Annotated in this window: 21 protein-coding genes and 1 pseudogene; 4 read left to right on the top strand and 18 right to left on the bottom strand. The window is 76.0% G+C overall.

Annotated elements, in window-relative coordinates; genetic code table 11:
• Window positions 1-72 precede the first annotated feature (72 nt).
• The 15 genes and pseudogenes from araA to FKM96_RS11440 form a co-directional block, all read right to left on the bottom strand.
• Window positions 73-1,581, bottom strand: a complete 1,509-nt coding sequence (gene araA / locus FKM96_RS11510) for an L-arabinose isomerase (RefSeq protein ID WP_147795347.1) — start codon at window positions 1,579-1,581, stop codon at window positions 73-75.
• Complete coding sequence (locus FKM96_RS11505; protein WP_147795346.1) at window positions 1,578-2,324, bottom strand: L-ribulose-5-phosphate 4-epimerase; 747 nt, start codon at window positions 2,322-2,324, stop codon at window positions 1,578-1,580. The genes araA and FKM96_RS11505 overlap by 4 nt, the downstream gene beginning before the upstream one ends.
• A gap of 26 nt (window positions 2,325-2,350) precedes the next feature.
• Entirely contained in the window at window positions 2,351-3,964 is a 1,614-nt protein-coding gene (locus FKM96_RS11500; protein ID WP_147795345.1) for a xylulokinase, read from the bottom strand.
• 265 nt (window positions 3,965-4,229) lie between these two features.
• Entirely contained in the window at window positions 4,230-5,270 is a 1,041-nt protein-coding gene (locus tag FKM96_RS11495; RefSeq protein WP_371300417.1) for a LacI family DNA-binding transcriptional regulator, read from the bottom strand.
• Window positions 5,271-5,277: 7 nt separating this feature from the next.
• Entirely contained in the window at window positions 5,278-5,988 is a 711-nt protein-coding gene (gene proC, locus FKM96_RS11490) for a pyrroline-5-carboxylate reductase (protein WP_371300416.1), read from the bottom strand.
• Window positions 5,989-6,203: 215 nt separating this feature from the next.
• Window positions 6,204-6,537, bottom strand: a pseudogene (locus tag FKM96_RS11485) (YnfA family protein).
• A gap of 123 nt (window positions 6,538-6,660) precedes the next feature.
• On the bottom strand, window positions 6,661-8,868 hold the full coding sequence (locus FKM96_RS11480) for a biotin/lipoyl-binding protein (protein WP_147795344.1): 2,208 nt from the start codon (window positions 8,866-8,868) through the stop codon (window positions 6,661-6,663).
• Window positions 8,861-9,751, bottom strand: coding sequence for a hypothetical protein (locus FKM96_RS11475; protein WP_147795343.1), 891 nt, complete (start codon window positions 9,749-9,751; stop codon window positions 8,861-8,863). The genes FKM96_RS11480 and FKM96_RS11475 overlap by 8 nt, the downstream gene beginning before the upstream one ends.
• Window positions 9,752-9,801: 50 nt before the next feature.
• Window positions 9,802-11,034, bottom strand: a complete 1,233-nt coding sequence (locus FKM96_RS11470; protein WP_147795342.1) for an ABC transporter permease — start codon at window positions 11,032-11,034, stop codon at window positions 9,802-9,804.
• Window positions 11,031-11,762, bottom strand: a complete 732-nt coding sequence (locus tag FKM96_RS11465; protein WP_147795341.1) for an ABC transporter ATP-binding protein — start codon at window positions 11,760-11,762, stop codon at window positions 11,031-11,033. The genes FKM96_RS11470 and FKM96_RS11465 overlap by 4 nt, the downstream gene beginning before the upstream one ends.
• Window positions 11,755-13,032 (bottom strand): efflux RND transporter periplasmic adaptor subunit, encoded by a 1,278-nt coding sequence (locus FKM96_RS11460; RefSeq protein WP_147795340.1) that lies wholly within the window; start codon window positions 13,030-13,032, stop codon window positions 11,755-11,757. The genes FKM96_RS11465 and FKM96_RS11460 overlap by 8 nt, the downstream gene beginning before the upstream one ends.
• A gap of 286 nt (window positions 13,033-13,318) precedes the next feature.
• The gene (locus FKM96_RS11455; protein WP_147795339.1) at window positions 13,319-14,881 is read right to left on the bottom strand and encodes a methyltransferase; all 1,563 of its coding nucleotides are present in this window, start codon (window positions 14,879-14,881) and stop codon (window positions 13,319-13,321) included.
• Window positions 14,882-14,923: 42 nt separating this feature from the next.
• Window positions 14,924-15,586, bottom strand: a complete 663-nt coding sequence (locus tag FKM96_RS11450) for a histidine phosphatase family protein (RefSeq protein WP_246854944.1) — start codon at window positions 15,584-15,586, stop codon at window positions 14,924-14,926.
• Window positions 15,583-16,035 (bottom strand): hypothetical protein, encoded by a 453-nt coding sequence (locus FKM96_RS11445; RefSeq protein ID WP_147795338.1) that lies wholly within the window; start codon window positions 16,033-16,035, stop codon window positions 15,583-15,585. The genes FKM96_RS11450 and FKM96_RS11445 overlap by 4 nt, the downstream gene beginning before the upstream one ends.
• Window positions 16,036-16,142: 107 nt before the next feature.
• Complete coding sequence (locus tag FKM96_RS11440; RefSeq protein WP_147795337.1) at window positions 16,143-18,437, bottom strand: sodium-translocating pyrophosphatase; 2,295 nt, start codon at window positions 18,435-18,437, stop codon at window positions 16,143-16,145.
• A gap of 263 nt (window positions 18,438-18,700) precedes the next feature.
• Here FKM96_RS11440 and FKM96_RS11435 point away from each other — a divergent pair, with 263 nt between their 5' ends.
• From FKM96_RS11435 to FKM96_RS11415, 4 genes are all read left to right on the top strand, one after another.
• Window positions 18,701-19,234, top strand: a complete 534-nt coding sequence (locus FKM96_RS11435) for a SigE family RNA polymerase sigma factor (protein ID WP_147795336.1) — start codon at window positions 18,701-18,703, stop codon at window positions 19,232-19,234.
• Window positions 19,231-20,643 carry a hypothetical protein gene (locus FKM96_RS20695; RefSeq protein WP_168216963.1) on the top strand — a complete coding sequence of 471 codons (1,413 nt, stop codon included), beginning with the start codon at window positions 19,231-19,233 and terminating at the stop codon, window positions 20,641-20,643. The genes FKM96_RS11435 and FKM96_RS20695 overlap by 4 nt, the downstream gene beginning before the upstream one ends.
• A gap of 256 nt (window positions 20,644-20,899) precedes the next feature.
• On the top strand, window positions 20,900-21,436 hold the full coding sequence (locus tag FKM96_RS11420; RefSeq protein WP_147795334.1) for a SigE family RNA polymerase sigma factor: 537 nt from the start codon (window positions 20,900-20,902) through the stop codon (window positions 21,434-21,436).
• Window positions 21,433-22,821 carry a hypothetical protein gene (locus FKM96_RS11415; protein ID WP_147795333.1) on the top strand — a complete coding sequence of 463 codons (1,389 nt, stop codon included), beginning with the start codon at window positions 21,433-21,435 and terminating at the stop codon, window positions 22,819-22,821. Before FKM96_RS11420 ends, FKM96_RS11415 begins: the two co-directional genes overlap by 4 nt.
• Before the next feature lie 34 nt (window positions 22,822-22,855).
• Here the strand turns inward: FKM96_RS11415 and FKM96_RS11410 are convergent, their stop codons facing one another.
• The 3 genes from FKM96_RS11410 to FKM96_RS11400 form a co-directional block, all read right to left on the bottom strand.
• Entirely contained in the window at window positions 22,856-23,806 is a 951-nt protein-coding gene (locus FKM96_RS11410; RefSeq protein WP_147795332.1) for a diguanylate cyclase domain-containing protein, read from the bottom strand.
• Between the two features lie 496 nt (window positions 23,807-24,302).
• Complete coding sequence (locus FKM96_RS11405) at window positions 24,303-24,650, bottom strand: STAS domain-containing protein (protein ID WP_147795331.1); 348 nt, start codon at window positions 24,648-24,650, stop codon at window positions 24,303-24,305.
• A 68-nt stretch (window positions 24,651-24,718) separates the two neighbouring features.
• Complete coding sequence (locus tag FKM96_RS11400) at window positions 24,719-26,542, bottom strand: urea amidolyase family protein (RefSeq protein ID WP_246854943.1); 1,824 nt, start codon at window positions 26,540-26,542, stop codon at window positions 24,719-24,721.
• Window positions 26,543-26,546: the final 4 nt, after the last annotated feature.

The following is a 26,546-nucleotide window of genomic DNA, read 5'->3' as shown; positions in this document are numbered from 1 at the left end:
GGTGAGCGCTCACACGGCGACGGCCCGCCCCCGCAGCAGCGGGGACGGGCCGTCGGGACGGAGGGGCGGGGCTCAGAGACCCTGCGCGATCCGGTAGTACACCTGGTTCCAGCGCACCTGGTCGCGGAAGCCGCGGCGGGTGGTGTCCTGGTCGATGACCAGCAGCTCGGTGCCGGCGATGTCGGCGTAGATCTCGAACGCCTCGACGCCCGCCGCGGTCGACATGACCGTGTGGTGCGCGCCGCCCGCGGTCAGCCAGGCCTCCGCCGACGTGGCGAAGTCCGGACGGGGCTCCCAGACCGCGCGGGCGACCGGCAGGTTCGGCAGCTCCTGGGTCGGGGGCACGACGTCCACGACGTTCGCGGTCATCCGGAACCGGTCCCGCATGTCGGCCAGCGACACGACCACGGCCTCGCCCGGGTCGGCGTCGAACACCATGCGGACCGGGTCCTCCTTGCCGCCGATGCCGAGCGGGTGGATCTCCACCTTCGGCTTCGACGTGGTCAGGGAGGGGCAGACCTCGAGCATGTGCGCGCCGAGGATCTTCTCGGCTCCCGGGGTCAGGTCGTAGGTGTAGTCCTCCATGAGCGACGCGCCGCCGGGCAGGCCCTCGCCCATCACCTTGGCCGCGCGCACCAGGACGGCGGTCTTCCAGTCGCCCTCGGCGCCGAAGCCGTAGCCCTTCGACATCAGGCGCTGGACGGCGAGGCCCGGGAGCTGGCGCAGGGCGCCGAGGTCCTCGAAGTTCGTCGTGAACGCCTTCGCGCCCACGGACGTCAGGAACGTCTCGAGCGCGATCTCCTGGCGCGCGGCGTAGCGCAGCGACTCGTGGCGGTCTCCGTCGCGGCGCAGCTCGGGCACCACGTCGTAGAGGTCCTCGTACTCCGCGACCAGCGCGTCGACGTCGGCGTCCGCCACGGCGTCAACGGCAGCGACGAGCTCGTTGACGCCCCAGGTGTTGACCGAGACGCCGAACCGCAGCTCGGCCTCGGTCTTGTCGCCCTCGGTGACCGCGACGTTGCGCATGTTGTCGCCGAACCGGACGAGCTTGAGCTCGTGCGTGGCGGCCCAGCCCGCGGCGGCGCGCGCCCAGGTGCCGACGCGCTTCGCGACCGCCGGGTTCGACGCGTGGCCGACGACCGTCGTGCGGGCGACGCCCAGGCGGGACGCGATGTACGCGTACTCGCGATCGCCGTGCGCGGCCTGGTTGAGGTTCATGAAGTCCATGTCGATGCTGTCCCAGGGCAGCTCGACGTTCGCCTGCGTGTGCAGGTGCAGCAGGGGCTTGCGCAGCTGGTCCAGGCCGGCGATCCACATCTTGGCCGGGCTGAACGTGTGCATCCAGGTGATGACGCCCAGGACGCGGTCGTCGGAGTTCGCGTCGAGCATCGCCCGGCGGATCGACACGGAGTCCTTGAGCACCGGCTTCCACACGATGCGGACCGGCACGTCGGCGGCCTCGTCGAGGGTGCGGGCGACCTCCTGGGACTGCTCGGCGACCTGACGCAGGGTGTCCTCGCCGTAGAGGTCCTGGCTGCCGGTGAAGAACCAGACCTCGCGGTCGGCGTAGGGCTTGGTCATGCGTCCTGCTCCTTCGTGGCCGCAGCGGCGCTGCTCTGGCCGTAGACGTTCTGGTACCGGGCGTACAGCGAGTCGACCTGGTCCTGCGGGATGCGGGTGGGCTCCCCGAGCTGGCGGGAGATGTGCACGGTGCGCGCGACCTCCTCGACCATGACGGCGGCCTTGACCGCGGCCTTGGCGTCCTTCCCGATCGTGAAGGGGCCGTGGTTGCGCATGAGCACCGCCGGGCTGCGCGACTCCCGCAGCGTCTCGACGATGCCGCGGCCGATCGAGTCGTCGCCGATGAGCGCGAACGGGCCGATCGGGATGTCCCCGCCGAACTCGTCGGCCATCATCGTCAGCACGCAGGGCACCGGCTCGGCGCGGGCGGCCCAGGCCGTCGCGTAGGTCGAGTGCGTGTGCACGACGCCGCCGATCTCGGGCATGTGCGTGTAGACGTAGGCGTGCGCCGCGGTGTCCGAGGACGGGCTGCGGGTGCCGTCGACCAGGTTCCCGTCGAGGTCGCACACGACCATCGACTCGGGGGTGAGCTCGTCGTAGGTCACGCCGGACGGCTTGATGACGAGCAGGTCGGCGGCCGACGGTCCGGCCGGGTCGACCTGGACGCGCTGGGACACGTTGCCCGCGGTCCAGACGACGAGCTCCCAGCGGGGCAGCTCCGCGTGCAGCGTCGCGACGACCTCGCGGGTGCGAGCGACCGCCTCCTGCACCTCGGCCGGGTAGTCGGCGAGGGTCCGGGTCATGGGGTCTCCTCCTCGGGAGTGGGTGGTCAGAGGGCCTCGGTCGCCGCGCGCTCGACGGCCAGGCCGGCGCGGTAGCGGTCCAGGAACTGCTCGTAGCCGGCGACGTCCGCCGGGTCCGGCGCCACGGTGTCGACGTCCGCACCGGCGAACACGCGCTCGGTCAGGTAGGTCGGCAGGTCCTGCTCGGCCGCGGCGTCGAGGTACGCGGCGAGCACCGCGATGCCCCAGGCGCCGCCCTCGGCCGCGGTCTCCCCGACCGCGACTGGGGCGTCGATCGCCGCCGCCAGCAGGCGCTGCGCGACGCCCGCGGTCCGGAACATCCCGCCGTGCGCGAGCATCGCGTCGATGGCGACGCCCTCGCCCTGCAGGACGTGCATGCCGAGGCTCAGCGTGCCGAACGCCGAGTACAGCTGGGTCCGCATGAAGTTCGCGAGGGTCAGCCGGCTGTCGGGGGTGCGCACCACGAGGGGGCGGCCGGCGTCGAGGCCGGTGATCGGCTCGCCGGAGAGGTAGTTGTAGGCGAGCAGGCCGCCGCCGTCCACGTCGCCCTCGAGCGCGGCGCGGAACAGCGCGCCGAACACGTCGTCGGCCGCGGCGGGCGCGCCGAGCGCGGTGGCGAACTCTCCGAACAGGCCGGCCCAGGCGTTGAGCTCCGAGGCGCCGTTGTTGCAGTGCACCATCGCGACCAGATCGCCGGCCGGGGTGGTCACGACGTCGAGCTCGTGGTGCACCCGCTCCAGCGGCTTCTCCAGCACGACCATCGCGAAGATCGACGTGCCGGCGCTGACGTTGCCGGTGCGCGGGGCGACCGAGTTGGTCGCCACCATGCCGGTGCCGGCGTCGCCCTCGGGCGGGCACAGCGGGATGCCGGCCCGCAGCGTGCCGGTCGGGTCGAGCAGCGCGGCGCCCTCCTCCGTGAGCCGGCCGGCGTCGGCGCCCGCGGGCAGCACCTCGGGCAGCAGCGCCTCGACCTTCAGGCCGGGGCGGCGGGTCGCGACGATCTCGTCGACCTGGGCCAGCATCGTCGCGTCGTAGCCGCGGGTGGCCGGGTCGATCGGGAACATGCCGGACGCGTCGCCGACGCCGAGCACCTTGCGGCCGGTGAGCCTCCAGTGCACGTAGCCGGCCAGCGTGGTGGCGAAGTCGATCTGCGGGACGTGCGGCTCGTGGTCGAGGATCGCCTGGTAGAGGTGGGCGATCGACCAGCGCAGCGGGATGTTGAAGCCCAGCTTGTCGGTCAGCTCCGCGGCGGCCCGGCCGGTCGAGGTGTTGCGCCAGGTGCGGAACGGCACCAGCAGCTCGCCGTCGGCGTCGAACGGCAGGTAGCCGTGCATCATCGCCGAGACGCCGAGCGCGCCGAACGTCGTCGGGCGGACGCCGTACCGCTGCTCGACGTCGGCCAGCAGCGTGGCGATCGACTCCTGGAGGCCGGCCCACACCGCGTCGAGGGAGTAGGTCCACACCCCGTCGACGAGCTGGTTCTCCCACTCGTGGCTGCCGGTGGCGACCGGCGCGTGGTCCGGGCCGATCAGGCAGGCCTTGATCCGGGTCGAGCCGAGCTCGATGCCCAGCGAGGTCCGGCCGTCCGTGATCGCGGCGGCGATCTCGTCGTGGCGTGCGTCGTCGTGGTCCTGCGCCATTGCGTGCTCCGTCCTCGCCGTCCGGGCAGCACTGCCCGCGTCTCTGCGATGTTCCCGCACGCGGCGGTCCGCCGCGTCCTCCCGCCGATGTTAGCGCTCACACGTCCGTGCGCCAACCGCCCTGCTGACGCGCCCGGCCACCGCCTCTCCCCGGCCGCCCGACCCGCCGAGATGGCAACTCTCGGCTGTGCGCTGGGCCCGCGTCACAGCCGAGAGTTGCCATCTCGGCGAGGAGACGTGCGGGAAGACGGGTCGGCGTGCGGGGTCAGCGGGCGGGCGGGGGTGCGGTGCTCGCGCGGGGGACCAGGGTCGCCGGGAGCAGGGTGCGGGGCGGGAGGTCGCCCGCGAGGGCGGCGACCAGGGCGCGGATCGCGCTGCGGCCGAGCGCCGGGAAGTCCTGCCGGACGGTCGTCAGCGGCGGCACGAAGTACGCGGCGCCGGCCTCGTCGTCGAAGCCCACGACCGACACGTCCTGCGGCACCCGCAGCCCGCGCTCCCAGAACGCCCGCAGCAGCCCGAGCGCCAGCTGGTCGTTGGCCGCGAACACCGCGGTCGGCGCGCCGGCGTCGGCCAGCCGCAGCCCCTCGCGGTACCCGGACTCGGCGGACCAGTCGACCTCGACCGGCTCCGGGGCCCCGACCCCGGCCGCCGCGCACGCCTCGCGCCAGCCCGCGAGCCGCTCCTGCGCGTCGAACCAGTCCTGCGGCCCGGCCAGGTGCACGACCTCGCGGTGGCCCAGGTCGACGAGGTGCCGGGTCGCGGCCCGCGCGCCCTCGCGCTGGTCGACCCCGACCGCCACGACGTGCGCAGGCCCGGGCACCGGCTCGCCCGAGGTCACCGACACGACCGGCACCGGGACGTCGAACGCCGCGACCGCCTCGGCCACGTCGACCTGGGGCGCGATGATCGCGATGCCCTCGACGGCCTGGTCCAGGAAGTGGTCGAGCGCCCCGCGCATCGTGCCCGCGTCGAACGTGTCGATCGCCGCGACGCTCACGTAGTAGCCCACCTCGCGCGCCGCGCTCTCCAGCCCGATGAGCGTGCTGGTCGGGCCGTGGTGCACCGACGACGTGGTGACGACGCCGAGCGCGCCGGACCGCCGGGTGACGAGCGCCCGGGCCGCGCTGTTCCGGCGGTAGCCGAGCTCGGCGATCGCTGCGAGCACGCGGTCGCGGGTCTCGGGCCGGACGCTCGGGTGGTCGTTGAGCACGCGCGACACCGTCTGGTGCGACACCCCGGCGAGCGCGGCGACGTCGCTCATCGCGGGCGGCCGCCGGACGGCCGGGGCGCCGGGCGTGCCGGTCACGGCGGGCCTACCGGTCCCCGCGGGGCGACGGGGCCGCCGCCGCGCCGAGCTCCCGCGACCGGTCGTGCGCCGCCCGCGCCGCCGCGACGACGCCCGCCCGGACGCCGTGCGCGTCGAGCTGCGCGACGCCCGCGACGGTCGTCCCGCCGGGCGACGACACCCGCTCGCGCAGCACGGCCGGGTGGTCGCCGGTCTGCGCGGCCAGGGCGGCCGAGCCCTCGACGGTCGCGACCGCCAGCCGGGTCGCCAGGTCGCGGGTCAGCCCGAGCAGGACGCCGGCCTCCGCCATCGCGTCGATGAGGTAGAACGCGTACGCCGGGCCCGAGCCGGAGATCGCGGTCACGGCGTCCAGGTCCTTCTCCGCCACCCGGACGACGAGCCCCGTCGCGGCGAGCGCGCGCTCGGCGAGGTCCAGGTGCTCGTCGGTCGCGTGCGTGCCGGCGGCGATCGCGCTGGCGCCCTTGCCGACCAGCGTCGGGGTGTTGGGCATGACCCGGACGACCGGCGTGCCCTCCGGCAGCGCCGCCTCGTACACCGCGACGGGGATGCCGGCGGCGACCGAGACGACCAGGGTGCCGGGCCGCAGCGTCGGGGCGATCTCCGCCAGCACGTCCGGCACGACCTGCGGCTTGACCGCGATCAGCACCAGCCCGGCGCCCTTGACCGCCTTGGCGTTCGGGTCGGCCGCGCGCACCCCGTACCGGCCGGACAGCTCCATGGCGCGGGCGGCGCGCTGCGCTCGGTGACGTCGACGTCGTCGGCGGTCCAGCCGGCCGCGAGCAGGGCCGTGACCAGGGCCTCGCCCATGACGCCGCCGCCGAGGACCGCCGCGTGCGGTCGTGCCGTGGTCTGCGTCATCGGGTGTCCTCCGGTGGTGGTCGTGCGGGTGGGGCTGGCGGCGAGCCTAGCCCCGGTGGCGGTCGGCCCGGCCGCTCAGGCCGGCCGCGGCGCGTACATGATGACCGCGACCCCGGCGAGGCACAGCAGCGCGCCGAGCACGTCCCACCGGTCGGGCCGGAAGCCGTCGGCCACCATCCCCCACGCCAGCGAGCCGGCGACGAACACCCCGCCGTACGCCGCGAGGATCCGGCCGAAGTGCGCGTCCGGCTGGAGCGTCGCGACGAACCCGTACAGCCCGAGCGCGATCACGCCCGCGCCCGATCCACGCCCAGCCCTTGTGCTCGCGCACGCCCTGCCAGACCAGCCACGCGCCGCCGATCTCCAGCAGCGCGGCGAGCGCGAACAGCAGCACCGACCGCAGCGGCATGCGGAGCCCTCCCCCCGCCGGGCCGCGGGCGGGCGCCGGCGGGTCCAGGGTGGCAGAAAGGCGCCCGGCCGGTGCCGCGCAGGGGGTACGCAGGACCGGCCGGGCGCCGTCGAGGGCCCGGGATCAGCTCCCGGGCGGGCCGCCGGCCGGGAGCTGGCCGCCGCCGAAGCCGCCACCGCCGGGGAAGGACATCTGGCCCTGCCCCGACGACGAGTCGTCGGTGCTGCCGCCCAGGCCGCTGAGCCCGCCGCCGGACTCCGAGTCGTCCGACACCAGCGACTGGCTCAGGTCCGCCAGCACCACCTGGTCGCCTTCGGACAGGCCGGACACGATCTCCGTGAGCTCGGCGCCGACGGCCCCGCGCTCCACCTCGACCGACTCGACCGTCCCGCCGCTCAGCACCTGCACCGTGGCGGTCGAGCCGTCCAGGTGCACCGCCGACGACGGCACGGTGAGCGTCTGCTCGGACGCGGCGACCGCGATGGAGACCTGGGCCGAGGAGCCGTTGTAGAGCGTGACGTCCTCCGGGTCGACGGCGATGTCCACGGTGTACGTCGGGTCGGACGACGTCGTGGACGCGTTCAGGATGCCGATGCCGGTGACCGTGCCGGTCAGGTCCTCGTCGCTGGTGCGGACCGAGAGAGCCGCCTCCTGGCCCACCTCGACCAGGTCGACCTGGCTGAGCGTGACCGTGGTGGACACGGTGTACCCGTCGTCGCCGATGACGGTGATGACGGCGGACGTCGAGGACGCCTCGACCTCGTCGCCGGCGGCGATCGACACCGCCGCGACGGTCCCGGCGATCGGGCTGGTGAGGTCGACCAGGTCCAGCTTGCTCTGCGCGATCGCGAGCTCGGCCTCGGCCTGGTCGATCGCGGCCTGGTCGGCCAGCAGGTCGGCGGCGGTGGCGACGGTCGAGCCGCCCGCGGCCGCCGAGGTGCCGGAGAGCGCCGAGCCCGTCGCGGCCGAGGAGCCCGTGCCGGACGACGACCCGCTGGGCAGCGCCGTGCTCTGGTCGGCGGCGCCGGAGCCGTCGGTGCCGGTCGTGCCGCCCGTCGTGCCGCCCGCCGCGCCGCCCGCCGTGCCGCCCGTCGTGCCGGTCGTGCCGGTCGTGCCGCCGGTCGACGGCGCCGCGCTGGTGCCGTCGCTCGAGCCCGAGGCAGCCGAGGCCAGCGCGTCCTGCGCCGCCGTCACCGCGGTGTCGAGGTCGGTCACGAGGGTCATGAGGCCGGTCTGCGCCTCGTCCACGGTCGTCTGCGCCGCGAGCACGGCGGTGATCGCGTCCTGGCACGACGTGAGGTCGTCGGTGGTCGTGCTGGTGGTGAACGCGGTGCCGGTGATCACCGCGCCCGCCGTCGCCGCGGCACCGGCCGCGGTGGCGTCCTCCGGGGCGGCGTCCTCGGTCGGCGCGTCCTGCGTCGGCTCCTCGCTCGGTTCCGTGCTCGGCTCCGTGGTCGGCTCCTCGCTCGGCGCGGTGGTCGGCTCCTGCGTCGAGCCGTCGCCGGACCCGTCGCCGTCGAGCACCGCCTGGCACGCCTCCTGAGCGGCCGCCGTCGCGGCGGACGCCTCCGCCAGCGCCGCCTGCGCGGTCTGGTACTGCGCGAGCAGCGCCTGCTGCGCGGCCTTCACCGCGGCGATCGCCTGCGTCACGGCGGGGTCCGCGGCCGACTCGCCGCCGCCGGTCGAACCGTCTCCCGTCGACCCGCCGGCCTGCGCGTCCCCGTCGGTGGCCGCGGCGTCCGGGGCCGAGCCCGTCGAGCCCGTCCCGGACGACCCGGACCCCGTCGACCCGGTCGTCGACGACCCCGCCCCGCCCGAGGCGGACGAGCCGGTGCCGGACGAGCTGCTGCTGCTCGAGCTGCTGCCCGAGGTCTGGGAGTCGATGTCGTCCTCCAGCTGCTGCTGCGCGTCGGCCACCGCCTGCTCGGCCTCCTCGACGGCGTCCTCCAGCGAGGCCGTGCCGAGCGTGGCGAGCACCTGGCCCGCCGTGACGGTGTCGCCGACGGCCACGTCGACCGCGCCGACGGTGCCCGCGACGGAGAACGCCCGGTCGTACCGGCTGGCCGAGGCGACGGTGCCGGTCGCGTCGATGGTCTGCTCGACGGTGCCGAGCTCCGCGGTGGCGGTCCGGTAGCCGCTGCCCTTCGCGCTGGTGACGGCGATCGCCACGCCGCCGCCGACCAGGCTGAGCGCGGCCGCTGCGGCGACCCCGCCGAGCACGAGCCGTCGGCGGCGCGTCGCGCGCCGGGCCAGGGCCTTCGGGGTCAGGGGCGTCGCGGGGGCCGCGTCGGCCCGCCGGCGGCCCACGCGCCGCCGCAGGCTGTCACGCATCGTCGCCCTCGCTCCCGGTCGAGCCGGACACGCCCGGGACGCCGCCGCGTCCGCCGAACCCGGTCGAGCAGCCGTCGTCGGTCGCGTCGGACAGCGTGAGGCTCGTCGCGGCGACCTGGCCGCTGCTGTCGGCCTCGCCCTGCGCCGTGACGCACCGGCCCACCGCGACGGCCGAGGCGTCCGCCGCGACCGTGCTGGTGAACGTGGTGGCGTCGTCGACGGTGATGGTCGCGGTCGTCGTCGTCGCGTCGTCGGCGCCGGGCGCCCCCGTCGACTCGACCGTGATCGTGCTGCCGTCGACCGCGGTGACCAGACCGGCGGTCGCGCCGCCGAACCCGCCCCCGGAGCCGCCGCCCGGCGCGTCCGTCGGAGCGCCGTCGGGCATCTCGGCCCCCTCGGGCAGGTCGGTCGGCCTCCCGCTGGGCATGCCGCCGTCCGCCGGGAACCCGCCGCCCGAGCCGCCGCCGAAGCCGCCCGTGCAGCCGTCGTCGGTCGCCGCGGTGATCGCGACGGAGGTCGCCGCCGCGCCCTCGTCGCCCGAGGTGAACGCGACCACGCACGACCCGACGGTGACGTCGGGCAGCGCGCCGGTGACGGTCTGGGTGATCGTCGTGGTGGCGTCCCACGCGACGGCTGTCTGGCCGTCGTCGCCCTGCACCTGCAGGAGGGCGTCGGTGACGGCGGCGATCTCGCCCGAGGTGCCTCCGCCGCCGGGCATCCCCCCGCCGCCCTGGCCGGACGGCGCCTGGGCCTGCGCGGCGTCGCCGGCGTCCGCGGTGCCGGTGGACCCGGCGTCGGCGGTGCCGCTCGAGCAGGCCGCGAGCAGGACCAGGACCGCCGCGGCGGCGGGGGCGGCCAGCAGGCCGGTACGGGTGCGGGGCATGTCTCTCCTCGTGGTGGTGGTGCCGAAGGGGGCCGCGGGTCGCACGGGCCTCACTCCGACCGCAGGGCGTCGATGGGCGCGAGCTTCGCGGCCCGGGTGGCGGGGTAGACCCCGAACACGAGGCCGATGGCCATCGCGATCGCGACCGAGCCGCCGACGGCGGCGCCCGAGATGACGATCGACGTGTCGAGCAGGTCCGGCAGGACCTCGGCGGCGACGACGCCGAGCGCCGCGCCGAGCAGGCCGCCGGCCAGGCCGAGCACGCCGGCCTCGACCAGGAACTGCCGCCGGATGGCCCACGGCGGGGCGCCGAGCGCCTTGCGCAGGCCGATCTCGCGGGTCCGCTCGGTGACGGAGACCAGCATGATGTTCATGACCCCGATCCCGCCGACCAGCAGCGACAGCGCCGCGATGCCGGTGAGCAGGACCGTCAGCGTCCGGTAGACCGAGGTGGCGGTGCTGACCAGGGAGTCCTGGCTGTCGATGCTGAAGTCCGCGCTGTCCGCGTCGGTGATGTCGTGCAGGTTGAGCAGGAGCTGGTTCGCCTCCTGGTACGCCGCGCCGAGCTGGTCCGCCGACGCGGCCTGGACGTAGATCGTGGTGAGCGAGTTGCGGTCGAAGCCGCCCGACACCGTGTCGGACGCGGTGGTCAGCGGGATCACGACCAGGTCGTCCAGGTCGGTGTCCGTGCTGGAGCCCGCGGTGTCGAGGACCCCGACGATCGTGAACGCGGTGTCCGCGATGGTGAGCTGCTGGCCGACCACGTTCGTGGTGCCGAACAGCTCGGTCGCGGTGGTCGCGCCGATGACGGCCACGGTCGCGCCACCGGCGTCGTCGTCCGCCGTGAGGAACTCCCCGGAGGTGACCGCGCGGGACCGGACGTCGAGCCAGTCCTCGGTGGTGCCGACGACGGTCGTGGTCCAGTTGGTGTCGTTGGCCTCGACGGACAGCGACGACTCCTTCTCCGGGACGACGGCGCCGATGTCCGGCGCGTTCACCTCGGAGGACAGCGCGTCGGCGTCCGACCGGGTCAGCGTCGCGCCGGTGCCGAACCCGCCGCGCACGCCGTCGGAGTCGGTCGACGACCCGGGCGTGACGATCAGCAGGTTCGACCCCAGCGCGCTGATCTGCTGGCTGACGTCCTTCTGCGTGCCCAGGCCCAGGCCGACGGTGAGGATCACCGCGGCGATGCCGATGAGGATGCCGAGCACGGTCAGCATCGAGCGCAGCTTGTGCCCCCGCACCGCGGCCCAGCCGGTGCGCAGGGTCTCGGACCAGGTCATCGCGGGTTCACCTCGTCGGACTGGATGAGGCCGTCCCGGACGAACACGATGCGCCGGGCGTGCTCGGCGACCTCGAGCTCGTGCGTGATGAGCACGATGGTGCGGCCCTGGGCGTGCAGCTCGTCGAACAGCGCGAGCACGTCCTCGGTGGACCGGGAGTCGAGGTTGCCGGTGGGCTCGTCCGCCAGGATCAGCGCGGGCTCGCCCACCAGGGCGCGGGCGACGGCGACGCGCTGCTGCTGGCCGCCGGACAGCTCGCCCGGGCGGTTGTCCAGCTTCTCGCCCAGCCCGACCCGCTCCAGGGCGGCGACCGCGCGCTCCTTGCGCTCGGCCGCCGGCACCCGGCCGTAGACCAGGGGCAGCTCGACGTTCCGCCACGCGCTGAGCGCCGGCAGCAGGTGGAACTGCTGGAACACGAACCCGAGCCGCCGGTTCCGGACGTCGGCGAGCTCGACCTCGTCCAGCTCCCCGACGTCCTCCCCCGCCAGCCGGTACGCGCCGGCGGTCAGGACGTCCAGGCAGCCCACGATGTTCATCAGCGTCGACTTGCCGGAGCCCGACGGTCCCATGATCGCGACGTACTCGCCGGCGCCGATGGCCAGGTCGACGCCCCGCAGGGCCTCGAACTCGATGCTGCCGGTGCGGTAGGTCTTGCGGGCGCCGACGAGCTCGATGACGGTCCCCTGCGGGTCGGCCTCCGCCGGGCGGTCCAGGACGAGCTCAGCCATTGCCGCCGCCCGGGAAGCCGCCCTGCGAGAAGTCGGGCATCTCGCCGGACGAGAAGTCCGGCATCTCGCCGCCGCCGGGCCACTGCTGCGTGTCGCCCGAGCCGTCGCCGGAGCCCGAGGCCCGGGGGCTGAACGTGGTGACCAGCACCTCGTCGCCCTCGGCCAGTCCCTCGGTGATCTCGACGAGGTCGCCCGACGTCTCGCCGACGGTGACCGCCGTGGTGACCGTCGCGCCGTCCGCACCCTCCTGCGTGACGACGGACCGGCCGTCCTCGGTGGTCACCGCCGACGCGGGCACGGTCAGCACGTCGGTGCGGCGCTCGTAGATGATCGAGACGTCGACCGACTCGCCGTCGTGCAGTCCCTCGGGGTCGCCGGTGACCGCCACGGTCACCGGGTAGGACGCGACGCCGCCGGAGCTGCTGGACAGCAGCCCGATCTCGGTCACGGTCCCGTAGATGGTCTGGGTCGAGCTGCTGGTCGTGAGCTCCGCCTGGTTCCCGACGGAGAGCAGGGCCACGTCCGACTCGCTCACGCTGACGCTGGTCTGCCACGCGTCCGTGCCGACGACGACGAACTGCGCGGTGCTGGTCGACGTGGTCGAGGACGACCCCGTCGACCCCGTGCTGCCACCCATCCCGCCGGTGCTGCCGGTGCTGCCGCTGGTGGCGGAGCCGCTGCTGCCCGAGGACGAGCCCGACCCGGTGACGGCGTCGCCGACCTCGACGTCCACCGTCGTCAGCAGGCCCGACACCGGCGCCGTGAGCGTCGCGCCGGCCATGTCCGCCTCGGCGTCGTCCACGGCGGCCTGGGCCACGTCCACCTGCGCGGAGAGCGCGGCGACCTGCGCGTCCGAGGAGTCGGAGCCGTCGGCCTCGTCCTGGGCGTTCGACAGCGACGCCTGCGCGCTCGCCAGCTCGGCCTTCGCCTGGAGCAGCGCGGCGTCCAGCTGCAGCGTGTCGACCGTGGCGAGCTGCTGGCCCGCGGTCACGGTGTCGCCAGCCGCGACGTCGACCGAGGTCACGGTGCCGCTCACCGTGAACGACACGTCCTCCTGGACCGTCGGGGTCAGCGTGCCGGATCCCGAGACCGACTGCTGGATCGTCGACAGGCTCGCGGCCACCGACGTGGTCGTCGACTCCGGGGTGGCGGCCTGCGCAGGCGACTCGCGGAACCCGAACCAGTACACCCCGGTCCCGGCGACGCCCACCAGCAGCGCGACCGCCACCACCCGCACCCACGGTCGGGTGCGCCTCCACAGCGACAGCATGTTCTCCCTCGGTCCGTCGGGGACGGACCGCGCTCGCGGGCGGTGCCGCGGGGCCGTCCCGGCTGGTCAGGACCGTAGGGAGCGAGCCTGGACCGGCCGTAGCACCACCCTGTGCCCAGCCTGTGCGGGAGGCGCTGCGGCGCGGGCGGGACCACCAGGACCCGAGCACCCCGAGTGGATGGTTGTGACCGACACGCCGTCGGCGTGTCGGTCACGACCATCCACTCTCGCGTCGGGCCGGCCGGGCCGGCCGGGCCGGTCGGCCGGGTGGCGGCTCCCCCGGGGGTCAGGCCGGGAGCAGGAGACCGTCCGCCACCAGGCCGCGGACCTCGGGCAGCACGTCCGCCGCCACCGCATCCGCGTCGACGCCGAGCAGCGCCCCCAGGGCGCCGACGATCTGCCCGACCGTCAGCTCCCCGTCGCACGCGCCCACCAGGCCCGCGAGCGCCGTCCCCGCCTGCACGGTCCGCCCGAACCCGCCGCCCTGGCGCAGCAGCACGATCTGCGGGTCGACGTCGCCCGGCCGCAGGTACCGCTCTTCGGTGACGTCCGCGGGCACGAGCAGCCGCTCGGCCGCGAGCGCCGCGTCGTCCCGGCGGCGCAGCCAGTCGTGCGCGGCGAGCGACGCCCCGATGGCCGGGCCGAGCGGCTGCCGGACGGTGCCGGTGACCTCCTCGAGCCGCCGCAGCCGCGGGGCGTCCGCCAGGTCCGCGGCCGGCCGACGCAGGACGACGATCCCGAACCCGATGCCCTCGACGTCCCGGGACGCGAAGTCGGCGAGCCAGGCGGCGTACCGGGCGCGCCAGGCGGCGGGGTCCCGGTCGGGGGTGGTGCCACCGTCGCGGATCCAGGTCTCGGCGTACTGGGCGGGGTCCTGCAGCTCGCGCTGCACGACCCACCCGTCCAGCCCGGACGCGTCGAGCCAGGCGCCGACGCGCTCGTCCCAGGACTCGCCGCGGCGCACCTCCCAGTTGCCGAGCAGCTGGGCCACCCCGCCCGGGGCGAGCACCGACCCGACCGACGTGATGAGGTCGGACACGATCGCGTCGCCGGTGCGGCCGCCGTCCCGGTACTCGTAGGTCGGCACGTCCGCGCCCGCGCGCGGGGTGATGACGAACGGCGGGTTGCTCACCACGAGGTCGAACCGCTCCCCCGCGACCGGCTCCAGCATCGAGCCCAGCCGCAGGTCCAGCGCGGCCGGCGCCAGCCCCGCCAGCGCCGCGTTGAACCGGGCGAACCCGAGCGCGCGCGCCGAGATGTCCGTGCCGACGACCACGTCGCTGTGCCGGGCCGCGTGCAGGGCCTGGATCCCGCAGCCGGTGCCGAGGTCGAGCGTGCGCGCGCTGGGCTCGCGCACCGTGACCTGCGCGAGCGTCGTGGACGCGCCGCCGACGCCCAGCACGTGGTCGGTGCGCAGCGCGCCGCCGGTCGCGAGCTCGCCGAGGTCGGACGCCACCCACCAGTCGACGGGGCCGGCGGCGTCCTCCGCCTCGTAGGGCCGCAGGTCGACCCGGGCCCGCACCGCGTCGTCCGCGCCCGCACCGGCCGCGGCGACCAGCCCCAGCCGCTCGGCGCCCTCGACGCCGAGCGACGGCAGCGCCCGGGCCAGCGCGGCCGCGGGGACCGGGACGCCGAGCACGAACGCGCGGACCAGCGCCGCGCGGGGCTCGTCGCCCGCCGTCGCCAGCAGGGCGGGGACCGGCTCCTCGCGGTGCAGCGCGGCGCTCGCGACCGGGCCGAGCAGCTCCTCGACCCCGGGCACGGTGAACCCGGAGGCGGCGAGGTCGGCGCGCAGGGCGGCGACGAGCGCGGGGTCGGCGGTCAGGGGCTCGGTCGGTGCGGCGTCCACCGGACCATCCTCCCCGACGCGACCCGGCGCGTCGGCCCGGCGTCAGACCGGCAGCGGCTCCCCGCCCGGCCCGTCGCCCCCGGCAGGCGCGGCGTGCGGCACGACCTCGTCCTGCCAGCGCGTCGCGTACCAGCCGGTCGGGCCGCCGGACTCCAGGGTCACCACGCCCGTGTTGTCGAGCGGCCAGCGCCCGGACGTGGCGGCGTCCAGGTTCGCGGCCCGGGTCAGCGTCCAGAGCCGGATCATGGCGCCGTGGCTGACGACCGCGGCGGTGCCCGCGCCGGTGCCGAGCAGCTCGTCCACGACCGCGTCGAACCGGTCGAGCGTCTCCTGCCCCGACTCCCCGCCCGGCATCGCGGCACCCAGGTCCCCTGACGCCCAGGCCACCATCGTGGACAGGTACCGGTGCACCGACTCCTCGTCGGTGCGCATCTCCAGGTCCCCGGCGAGCACCTCGCGCAGGCCCTCCCGGACCTGGACGTCGAGGTCGTGCGGCCGCGCCACCTCCGCGGCGGTCGCCCGCGCGCGGTCGAGCGTCGACGCGTACACCGCGTCGAGCGGCTCGGCGGCCAGCGCCGCACCGACCGCGCGCGCCTGCCGCTCGCCCTCGGGGGTCAGCGGCGCACCCGGGGCGGCGGTGTCGAGCGCGTGGACCAGGTTGGACGGGGTCTGGCCGTGCCGGACGAGGTGCAGCCGCACGGTCACTCGCAGTTCTCGGTGGTGAACGCGCTCAGGTCGTCGCTCGCCGTGGCGAGGTCCTCGGAGTCGGCCTGCTCGGCGAACTGCTGCAGGGCGGCGGTGAACGCCTCCTGGTCCGTCGGGTCGACGTCGGCCAGCGCGTCGTCCAGCTCGGCGAAGGTCGAGGTGAACACGCCCCACGAGTCCGCGATGTCGTCCGGCGCCTCGACCTCGTCGAACTGGTCGCGGGCGTCCGAGATCGCGTCGGCGAACGCCTGCGGGTCGTCGGTGAGCGACCCGGCGGCGGTGATCTCCGTCATCGCGTCCTCGCCCGCCGAGCAGAACGCCTGGACCTTGTCGTCGTCGCCCGAGCAGCCGGCGAGCGGGACGACGAGCGCCAGCAGCGCGGCACCCGCGAGGGCGCCGCGAGCGGCGCGGCGGGACGGACGGAGGGCGGCGGCGCGGCGCGAGGTCATGGCCCCCACCCTGCCGGACGGTCCGCCGGGCGTCGAGGCGGGCGCCGGACCGCCGCCGGGCGGACACCTCCGGGCCACGTCCGGCTCGTCCGGCGGCGCGCCCCGGGTCACGCCCGCAGCGGCACCTCGCGCTCCAGCCGCGCCTCCTCGTCCACCCGCGCCGCCCGCAGCCGGGACAGCACAACCGCGGTGAGCGCGACGAGCCCCGCCGCGATCGCGATCGACAGCCGCACCACGTGGTTCGCCCCGTCGCCGAGGCTGACCGTGACGACGGCCGGCGCGATGAGCAGGGCCACCAGGTTCATCACCTTGATCAGGGGGTTGATCGCCGGCCCGGCGGTGTCCTTGAACGGGTCGCCGACGGTGTCGCCGATGACCACCGCGTCGTGCGCCGGCGAGCCCTTGCCCCCGTACCGGCCGTCCTCGACCAGCTTCTTCGCGTTGTCCCAGGTGCCGCCGGAGTTCGCCAGGAACACCGCCATGAGCACGCCGGCGCCGATCGCCCCGGCGAGGAACCCGGCGAGCGGCCCGATGCCCAGCCCGAACCCGACCGCCACCGGCGCGGACGCCGCGAGCAGCCCGGGGGTGGCGAGCTCGCGCAGCGAGTCCCGGGTGCAGATGTCGACGACCTTGCCGTACTCCGGGCGCTCCGCGCCGGTCATGATCCCGGGGTGCTCGCGGAACTGCCGGCGCACCTCGAACACGATCGCCCCGGCCGCGCGGGTCACCGCGTCGATCGCGAGCCCGGAGAACAGGAACACCGTCGCCCCGCCCAGGATCACGCCGACCAGGGTCACCGGGCTGATCACCTGGTAGTCGGTCATCGCCAGGACGATGTCGCCCGGCACCTGCGTCAGGTCCAGACCCCGGACCGCCCCGGCCACCGCGTCGGCGTACGACCCGAACAGCGCCGTCGCCGCCAGCACGGCCGTCGCGATCGCGATGCCCTTGGTGACGGCCTTGGTGGTGTTCCCGACGGCGTCGAGGTCGGTGAGGATCTGCGCGCCCTCCTCGGTGACGTCGCCCGACATCTCGGCGATGCCCTGGGCGTTGTCGCTCACCGGCCCGAAGGTGTCCATCGCGACGATCACGCCGACCGTCGTCAGGAGCCCGCAGCCCGCGAGCGCCACCAGGAACAGGGACAGGGAGATCGACCCGCCGGCGAGCAGGAACACCCCGCAGATCGCCGCCGCGATGGTGCCCGCCGTGTAGACGGCCGACTCCAGCCCGACGCCGATGCCGGACAGCACCACGGTCGCGGCCCCGGTCTGCGAGGTGCGCGCCACGTGGATCGTCGGCTTCGAGGTCGTGCCCGTGAAGTAGCCGGTCAGCCAGAGGATGACACCGGCCAGCACGACGCCGATCGCGACGGCCCCGGCCGCGACCGCACGCGGGTCGCCCGGGTGGTCCGCCAGCCCGGCCGTCCCCGCGAGGTCCGCGAACGACGACGGCAGGTACGCGAACGCCGCGACTGCCGCGAGCACCGCCCCCGCCACCGCGGCCACCGCGAAGCCGCGGTTGATCGCCGTCAGCCCGCTCTCCTCGCCACGGACCCGGGTCACGACCACCCCGAGCGCCGCGACGACGGCGCCGATCGCCGTCACGATCAGCGGGAACACCAGCCCCTCCTCGCCGAACGCCGCCCGGCCGAGGATCAGCGCCGCCACCAGCGTCACCGCGTACGACTCGAACAGGTCGGCCGCCATGCCCGCGCAGTCGCCGACGTTGTCCCCCACGTTGTCCGCGATCGTCGCGGCGTTGCGCGGGTCGTCCTCGGGGATGTGCTGCTCGACCTTGCCGACCAGGTCGGCCCCGACGTCGGCCGCCTTGGTGAAGATGCCGCCGCCGACCCGCATGAACATCGCGAGCAGCGCGGCCCCGAAGCCGAAGCCCTCCAGCACCGCGGGCGCCTCGCCGCGGTACAGCAGGACGACCACCGCGGCGCCCAGCAGGCCCAGCCCGACGACCGACATCCCGACGACGCCGCCCGTCCGCAGCGCGATCCGCGCCCCGGCCGCGCGGCCGCCCGGCAGCGACGCCGCCGCAGCGACCCGCACGTTCGCCCGCGTCGCGAGCCACATCCCGAGGTAGCCGATCGACGCCGAGAACCCCGCGCCGATCAGGAAGAACACCGAGCGGCCGATCTTGACGCCGGCATCTCCCGGCAGCAGGAACAGCAGCGCGAACACCACCACCGCGAACAGCACCAGCGTGCGCAGCTGACGGGACAGGTACGCCGCAGCGCCCTCCTGCACCGCCGCGGCGATCGCGCGCATCGACGCGGACCCCTCGTCCGCCGCCAGCACCTGCCGGCGCAGCACCACCGCCACGACGAGGGCGGCGACCGCCACGGCCGCGATGACGGCGACCACCACGAGGCTTCCGGACCCGAGCTCGACCATGCATCCTCCTCGGACGCGGGCACGGCCCTGCCCCGGCCGCCCCCGGTACGCGCCGCTCCGTTGCCGCGCGAGAGGACGCCACTGTAGCCAGATATGTCCGGTTGGGAAGGGGTGCGGGCGCACCCCTTGCGACGCCGGGATGGGCCGAACGGGTGACGCACGGCCGGCACCCCAACGGTCGGGGCCGCTGCCACGTCCACCGCACGACACTCATCCCCGGGGGGAGCGCCGGCACGACCCCGGACATCAGCTGCGGAGGACCCGTGACCTGGCAGGACGACCTGGCCGCCTTCGCCCGGGAGCGCGGCCCCGCGCTCGTGGGCTACGCGCGGCTGCTCACCGGCGACACCGCGGCCGCCGAGGACCTGGTCCAGGAGGCGATCGTCCGCGCCTGGTCCCGGCGCCGCTCCGGTGGCGACATCACCTGGCTCGAGGCGTACGTCCGGCGTGCCGTCCTCAACGGGTGGGTCGACAACGTCCGGCGCGAGCGGGCGTGGCGGGACCGCGCCCACCTCATGGTCGACGACCCCGCGACCCCGTCGCCGGAGGGCACCACCGTCGACCGGGCTCGGGTCGCCCGGGCCCTCGACCGGCTGTCCCCGCGCGAGCGGGCCTGCACGGTGCTCCGCCACTACGACGACCTCACGATCCCCGAGATCGCGCGGCGGCTCGACCTCTCCGAGGGAGCCGTCAAGCGCTACCTGTCCGACGGTGCGCGCCGCCTGAGCCGCCTGCTCGGCGTCGCCGACGACCTCGACACCGAAGACCTCTCGACCACGAACGGAGGCCCGCGATGAGCGACGAGCTGCGCCGCGCCCTCGACGACCTCGTGCAGGACGTCGCCGCCGAGCAGGACTCCCGGGCGCGCTCCGGGGGCGGCCTGCCCGTCGGCGCGATGACCGCGCGAGCCCGCCGGAACCGCATCCGGCACACCGCGCTCGTGTCCGCCGTGACCGCGTGCGCGGTGCTCGGTGTCGCCGCCGGGGGGGTGGCCGTGGCGTCCTGGGACCGCCCCGAGTCCGCCCCGGCAGCGCCGCCCACCCGGACCTCGGCGCCGTCCCCGACGCCGACGTCGAGCCCGTCCCCGACCACGTCGTCCGTGGTGCTGCCCTCGGGCGACCCTGCGCTGCCGTTCGGGACCTGCGGGTCGTTGGTCGGCGCACCCACGGCAGCACCTGCCGGCGAGGGACTCGCGCTCGAGCTGGCAGCGACGCCCTCGGTGCTCGGCGGCGCACCGGTCGACGTACGGACGACGCTCGCCGCCACCTCGGGCGACGTGGGCGCAGTCGCCCCGCAGACGGGTCCGACCGTGCTGTTCTCGCGGGACGGTGTCGTGGTCGCCACGGCCCTCACCTACCCGGCCGGTACGACGGTCGACGCCGTGGCCTTCGTCTACGACGACCCGGACCACCCGTCGCGCTCGACCTTCGTCAGCCACGTGACCCCGACCGTGTGCGACGCGCCGGGCGCCTCGGCGGGCGAGCCGCTGCCCGCCGGGGACTACGCGGTGATCGCGGTCGCCGGGACGTGGACGACCGGGCGCGACGCGCTGCGCGGCGTGGCAGGGGACGGCGTCTGGACCGCGGCGGACATCGCTTCCTCCGTGCCGCTCGAGGAGCGCTCCGTGGTGTCCGCCGCGGTGCCCGTCCGGGTCGAGGGGCAGGATGCCGACCCTGCGACGCTCCCGCAGGCACCGACGGGGCCGCCGAGCCTCGACGGCGTCGGCGTCGCGGACGACCTGAACCCCTACCCCGACAGCTGCGACACCGTCGTCACGCCGGACCCGGCCGGGGGCCTGCTCGCCGTGACCGGCCCACGGGGCACCGTCACCGCGGGGACGGAGGTCGAGGTCGCCACCACCTACGGCGGCTCCGGCCGGATCTCGCTCGGCCGAGGCAGCCTGCTCCGGCTGGTGCGCGACGGCGCGGTGGTCGCGGCCACCGCGGTCGGGTACGACCTGGAGGACGTCGACTTCGGCAGCACGGTCACGACGGCCGTGCCCACCGCGTCCTGGGGGACCTGCGCGGGCGGGACGACGACGGCGTACGGGGTCGCGCTCGAGCCCGGCACGTACACGGCCTACCCGGTGGTGCTGGCGAGCCCGTACGGGCTCGTCGGCCCCGACGGGACGGAGATCGTGCCGCGCGGGTCGGAGGTCACCACGCGCCAGCTCGTCGGGGAGCCGTTCACGCTCGTCGTGCCGTGAGGCGTGCTCGCCTTCTCCCTGACGCTCCGGGGCTACGACGTCGAGGTGACCGAGCAGCCCGGGCCCGGTGGCAGGAACAACCTGGTGCACCGCGTGACGCGCTGACGAGGACCGGACCCGCCGCGTCGGAGCCGGCGGAGCCGCTCCGCCGACCGGGTGAACGTCGCCCGCACCCCAACGTTGCGCAGCCGGTCCTCGTCTCACCTCACGACAGGATCACCCCGGCCGTGCCGGGCGGGACGACGAGGGGGGCCACGTGGCGTGGCAGGACCAGGTGACGGAGTTCGTCACGACACGGGGCCCGGCGCTGGTCGGGTACGCCCGGCTGCTGACCGGTGACCACGACAGCGCGCAGGACCTGGTGCAGGACGCGCTCGCCAAGGCGTGGTCCCGCCGGCGGGCGGGCACCGACATCGAGTCGCTGGAGGCGTACGTCCGCAAGGCCGTGCTGACGACCTACCTGGACCAGTACCGGCGCCGGCGCCTCTGGCAGGGACGGGCCCACCTGCTCGTCACGCCCGAGGCCCAGGCGCCCACCGCTGCGGCGACGGAGACCGCGACCGACCTGGAGTCCGCGCTGCGGCACCTCGGGCCGCGCGAGCGGGCGTGCGTGGTCCTGCGGTTCTACGAGGACCTGACGGTCGCGGGCATCGCCGACCGGCTCGGGATCTCGGACGGTGCGGTGAAGCGTTACCTGTCGGACGGGACCAAGCGCCTCGGCGCGCTCATGGGGGAGGTGCGCCCGGTCGCGGAGACGGTCGAGGTGCGGACGGCGACGGAGGACCGGCGATGAACGAGCACGACCTGAACGCCGCGCTCGGCGACCTGGCCCGGCGTGGGGCGGACGACCAGGCGGCCCGGATGCGCGACGGCGACGGGCTGTCGGCGGGGCGCGTCGCATCCGTGGCGGGCCGGCGACGGCGCCGCCGCACGACCGTCGCCTCGGCGGCCACCCTCGCCGTCGTCGGCGCCGCGGTGGTCGCGGGCGCCGCGCTGGGGAGCGCCCCGGAGCCGCAGCCCGCGGCCCCGCGGCCGACCGCGACGAGCACGCCGACGCCGGCGTCCACGAGCCCGGCACCGGCGCCGACCGCGACGTCGGGGGACGCCGGCACCCTGCCCGCGGGCGACCCGACGCTGCCGTTCGGCGCCTGCGGCGCCCTGGCCGACGCGGTGCCGGACGTGCCGTTCGACGACCGGTGGTCGATCGCGACGACGCTCGCGTCGCCCGAGGCGGCGGTGGGCGGCGGGCTGCAGCTCACCACCCGGATCGACGTCGACATCCCCCAGGACTGGTCGCCCATCGGCGTCGGCACCGGCATCTGGCCCGGCTCCGGTCCGGAGCTCCTGGTGCTGCGGGACGGCGTCGTGGTCGGGACCGGCGACCTGTACGGCGACGTGCCGGCCGGGCTGGAGGGGTACGACGTGGCCGCGAGCGCGCACTCGGCCGTGTACCAGGGGCTGCTGCCGCTGGTGTCCTGCACGGACGGGCGACCGCTGCCCGCCGGGCAGTACGCGCTGGTGCCGACGTCGCTGGTCCTGCCGCTCGGCGACGACCCCGCGACGGCGGAACGCGTCCGGACCGAGGGCGCCGACGCCGTGGCCGCGCAGCACCCGGACGCCTGGCGCCGGGTGGTGGGCGCGTCCCTCGACGTCGTCGTCGTCGACGGCCGGCCCGGGAGGCTCCCGGACCCTGTCGAGAGCGACGACAGGGCGATCGTCCCCGAGCCGTCGTGCGGCGCACCCCTCGTCCCGTCCGCCGGGAGGATGCTCACCGTGGACGTGCTGGCACCCGGCACCGTGCGATCGGGCGTGACGGGCAGCTCGGCGGGCGCTCTCACGTACGCCGGCCCGGGCCGGCTCCGAGCCGCCGCGCAGACCTCACCCGCGTACTGGGTCCTCCAGGACGGGCTGGTCGTCGGCGGGCCCCCGGCGATGACGGACGGCGACCACGCGGTCGTCGACGTGGACCGGAGCGCCCCGCTCGCGATCGCGGGTCCGATGGACCTGCGAGCCTGCGACGCCTGGGGCACGCCCGGCGACGCCCCGCTCCCGGCCGGTGAGTACACGGTGGTCCCCGCGGTCCAGGTGACCGGGGGCGAGGTGCGGACCGCCGAGGGCGCGCGCGAGCTGGCGTGGGGCGTCGTCACCGGGAAGCCGTTCACGCTCGTCGTCGAGTGAGCGCGGCACCGGCACGACGACACGGTCGCGGCCGTCAGCCCGGCGGCGCCACAGCGGGCAGGGGGTCCGCCTTCCGCGCGAGCATCCGCCGCTGCGCCTCCTGCACGAGCGCGTCGGCGTCCGCGGCGCCCGCCGGCGACACCACCCACGCCAGCCGGACGGGCGGCTCGTCGAGCGCCTGCGGCAGCAGCGCGCGGCCGACGCCCTCGACCACCCGGGCCACCTGCTCCTCGGCCTCCGTACCGGGCACGCCGGGAAGCAGCACCACGGCCATGAGCTCGTCGCTCCCGGTGCGGCCGACCGACGCCCCCGTCGGCACCCCGTCCGTGAACCGGTCGGCCAGCACCCGGAGCAGCGCGTCGCCGGCCGCGCCGCCGAACCGCGCGTTCACCCGGGCGAACCCGTCGACGTCGGCCTGGACGAGGAGCAGCCGCCGGTTGCTCCCGGGCAGCAGCCGCGCCCACTCCCGCGCGGTGTGCAGCACGAGCTCGCGCCCCGGCAGCCGGGTGAGCGGGTCGTGCAACGAGCGCTCCGACAGCGCCGCCACCAGGGCCCGCACCAGGTCCGACGTCGCCACGGCGCCCCAGGTGCCGGACCGGACCAGCACGTCGTCGTAGCGGGTCTCGCCGGACCGCTCCATCGCCCGGGTCGCCGACTCGACGATGCCGGTGCGCTCGTCGACCACCAGCGGGGACCAGTCCGCGACCTCGCCGACCGGGCGGCGCGCCAGCACCGCCCGCCCGTAGCCGAGCCGACCGGTCTGCGCGTCGGTGAACCGGCTCCGGGACACCATGCCGATGCTGCCGTCCCGCTCGTCGACCACCGCCAGGCACGGCAGGTGCGGCGACCGGAACAGGACCTCGACCTCGCTCATCGGCAGGCTGCGGTCCACCACCTCGACCGGCACGGCGATCTCGCCCACGGAGCGGTGCACGCCTCCGACAGCGCGGGAGGTGCGGACCAGGAGGTCGACGTCGTTCGGCACGACGGCATGGTGCCGCGGCGGGCGGGGCGCGCCGCGCGCGGGGCGGCCGAGGCGCCGAGACTTCCCCCTGTGTTCACCGGGACGTCGTCGTGGGCCACCCGTCCGGGTGGGGAGTCCCTCACGGTCGGAGGGCGACTTACCGGTCTCGGCAGCGTAGGTGTGCCCGGAGACCGACCCCCGCGTCTAGGTGGACCGACCGGAGGCGAGGATCGGAGGAAGGGGTGACGGGACCCCGCTCGAGCTGTGGAGGAGTGTGTCGCCATGCGCGAGACCCCGGCCGCGACCATCGCGATCCTCGGTCGGCTCCGGCGACGGGCAGGAGGGCTCGCCGCGGCCGGTGACGCCCGCCTGACCAGGGTGACGTACGAGCCGGCTGCCTCGGACGGGCTGACGTCCACCTCGCAACCGCGAGACACGGCAGACCCACCACCGACTCGGGATCGGCACGACCTCGATGCGGGCGAGCCCGCGGGCTGAGCGGCTCCTCCGCGCGAGGTCAGCCCTCGCGGTCGGCGGCGAGCGCCTCGTCCACCGTCTCCCGGATGGTGAACACCTGGGTGAGCGCGGTGATGCGGAAGACCTTGAGCAGCCGCTCGGAGTCGATGACGAGCTGCAGCCGCCCGTCGAGCCCCCGGACGCGCTTGAGCACGCCGACGAGCAGCCCGAGCCCCGTGGAGTCCATGAACCGCACCTCGGTGAGGTTCACGACCAGGTCCACGTGCCCGGCGTCGACCAGGCCGGTGAGCTTCTCGCGCAGCGCGGGCGCGGTGTACACGTCGATCTCGCCGGTCACGTCGACGACGGTCCTGCCCTCGACGGTCCTGCTGGCCACGCTGACGTCCACCGGAGCTCCCCTCTGCCTTCCGGGAGCATTCAAACAGACGGCGCGCCCGTGGCCCACGTGTTGCGTGCTCACGCGTGTCCGGCGGACCCCTCGGAGCGGGTGAACGTCACCGCGTCGCCGGGCCGCAGCTGCGCCGCCAGGTCGCGGGACCGGGGCTCGACGACGGCGACCACCGGGTAGCCGCCGGTCACCGGGTGGTCCGCGCCGAACACGACCGGCCGACCGTCCGGCGGCACCTGCACCGCGCCGGGGACCAGGGGCTCGGAGGGCAGCTCGCCGCGGTCGACGCGCTCGACCGGCGGACCGTCGAGGCGCAGCGCCACGCGGTCGCTGGCCGGCGCGACCGCGTAGCGCCCGGCGAGCAGCCGCTCGAACGCGCCCGGGGCGAACCAGTCGGCGCGCGGCCCCGGGGTCACGCGGAGCGCGGCCGTGCCCGGCCAGTCGCGGGCCGGGTCCGCCCAGGGCTGCGCGGCGTCGACCACCTGCGCCCCGACCGGCAGCGCGTCGCCGGCGCGCAGCGGCTCGGGGCCGAGGCCCGCGAGCCGGTCGGCGGAGCGCGAGCCGAGGACGCGCGGCACGTCGATGCCGCCGCGGACCGCGAGGTACAGCCGGAGGCCGCGCGTCGCCGTGCCGGTGCGCAGCACGCCGCCGGGCGGGACGCGGGTGGCGGCGTGCGGGGCGACCGGGACGCCGTCGACGTCCGCGGGCACCTCGGCCCCGGCGAGCGCGACGACGCCGCCCGTCGGGAACCGGAGGGACAGGCCGCCGAGCAGCACCTCCAGGCCGGCGGCGTCGGGGGCGTTGCCGACGAGGCGGTTCCCGAGCCGGAGCGCCCCGGCGTCGGCGGCGCCGGACCGGCCGACGCCGACGGCCGCGAGGCCGGGGCGGCCGCGGTCCTGGACGAGGGCGAGCGGGCCGGGGGCGAGGACCTCGACGACGACGGGGGCGGTGGCGCGGCCGAGGTCGGGAGCGGTGCGGCCCGCCGGAGGGGTCGGAGCGCCCCGAGCAGCGACGGCCGCGGGGTCTCCGGCCGGGCGGTCGGCGGAGGCGTCGGCGGGTGCGAACCGCACCCGGGTGCCGGGGCGGAGCAGGGCGGGCGGGTCCCGGTCGACGTCGAACAGCGGCACGTCGCACGTGCCGAGCAGCATCCAGCCGCCCGGGGTCGCCGCCGGGTAGACGGCGGCGAACTCGCCGGCTACCGCGACCGCGCCCGCGGGGACCCGCTCGCGCGGGGTCGACCGCCGGGGGACGTGCAGGGCGGGGTCCAGCCCGGTCAGGTAGGCGAACCCCGGCATGAAGCCGCCGAACGCCACGGTGTACTCCGCCGCCGCGTGACGGTGGACGATCTCGTCCTCGCTCAGGCCGGTGGCGCGGGCGACCTCGGCCAGGTCGGCGCCGTCGTACCGCACGGGGAGGACGACGGGCACGTGCGGGGGCGCGGCGTCCGGGTCGGCGGTAGGCCGGTCGGTGCGGTCCGTGCGGCGAGGGTCGTCGGTGGACCGGTCGGCGTCGCGGTGAGTGCCGGCCGCGACGGCAACCGCCTCCTGGAGGCCGTCCAGGGCGGCGCGCGCGTCGGACGGCGTCGCGAACCGCACGAGCACCGTGCGGGCGGCCGGGACCACGTCCACCACGCCGGGGAGCGGGCTCGACCGCAGGGCGTCGTCCAGCGCGCGGACGGCGACGAGGTCGGGCAGGTCGGCGAGCAGGGCGTCGACGCCGTAGGGGACGACGCGGCGCGTCGACGTCACCGCGCCCACGGCGGGAGCGGTGGTGGACCCGCCCTCGACGGCGGTCACGCGTCCCGCGGACGGCGCGGTCGGTGCCACCGACGCGGGCTGCGCGGTGGCGTCCGGGTCCGTGGGGAGCGTCGTGCCCGCCGGGTCCGACGTCACGACA

The sequence above is a fragment of the Cellulomonas sp. Y8 genome, from assembly GCF_008033115.1.
In the GTDB taxonomy this organism is placed as follows: Bacteria; Actinomycetota; Actinomycetes; order Actinomycetales; family Cellulomonadaceae; genus Cellulomonas.
This window is presented reverse-complemented; position numbering and strand designations above follow the sequence as displayed.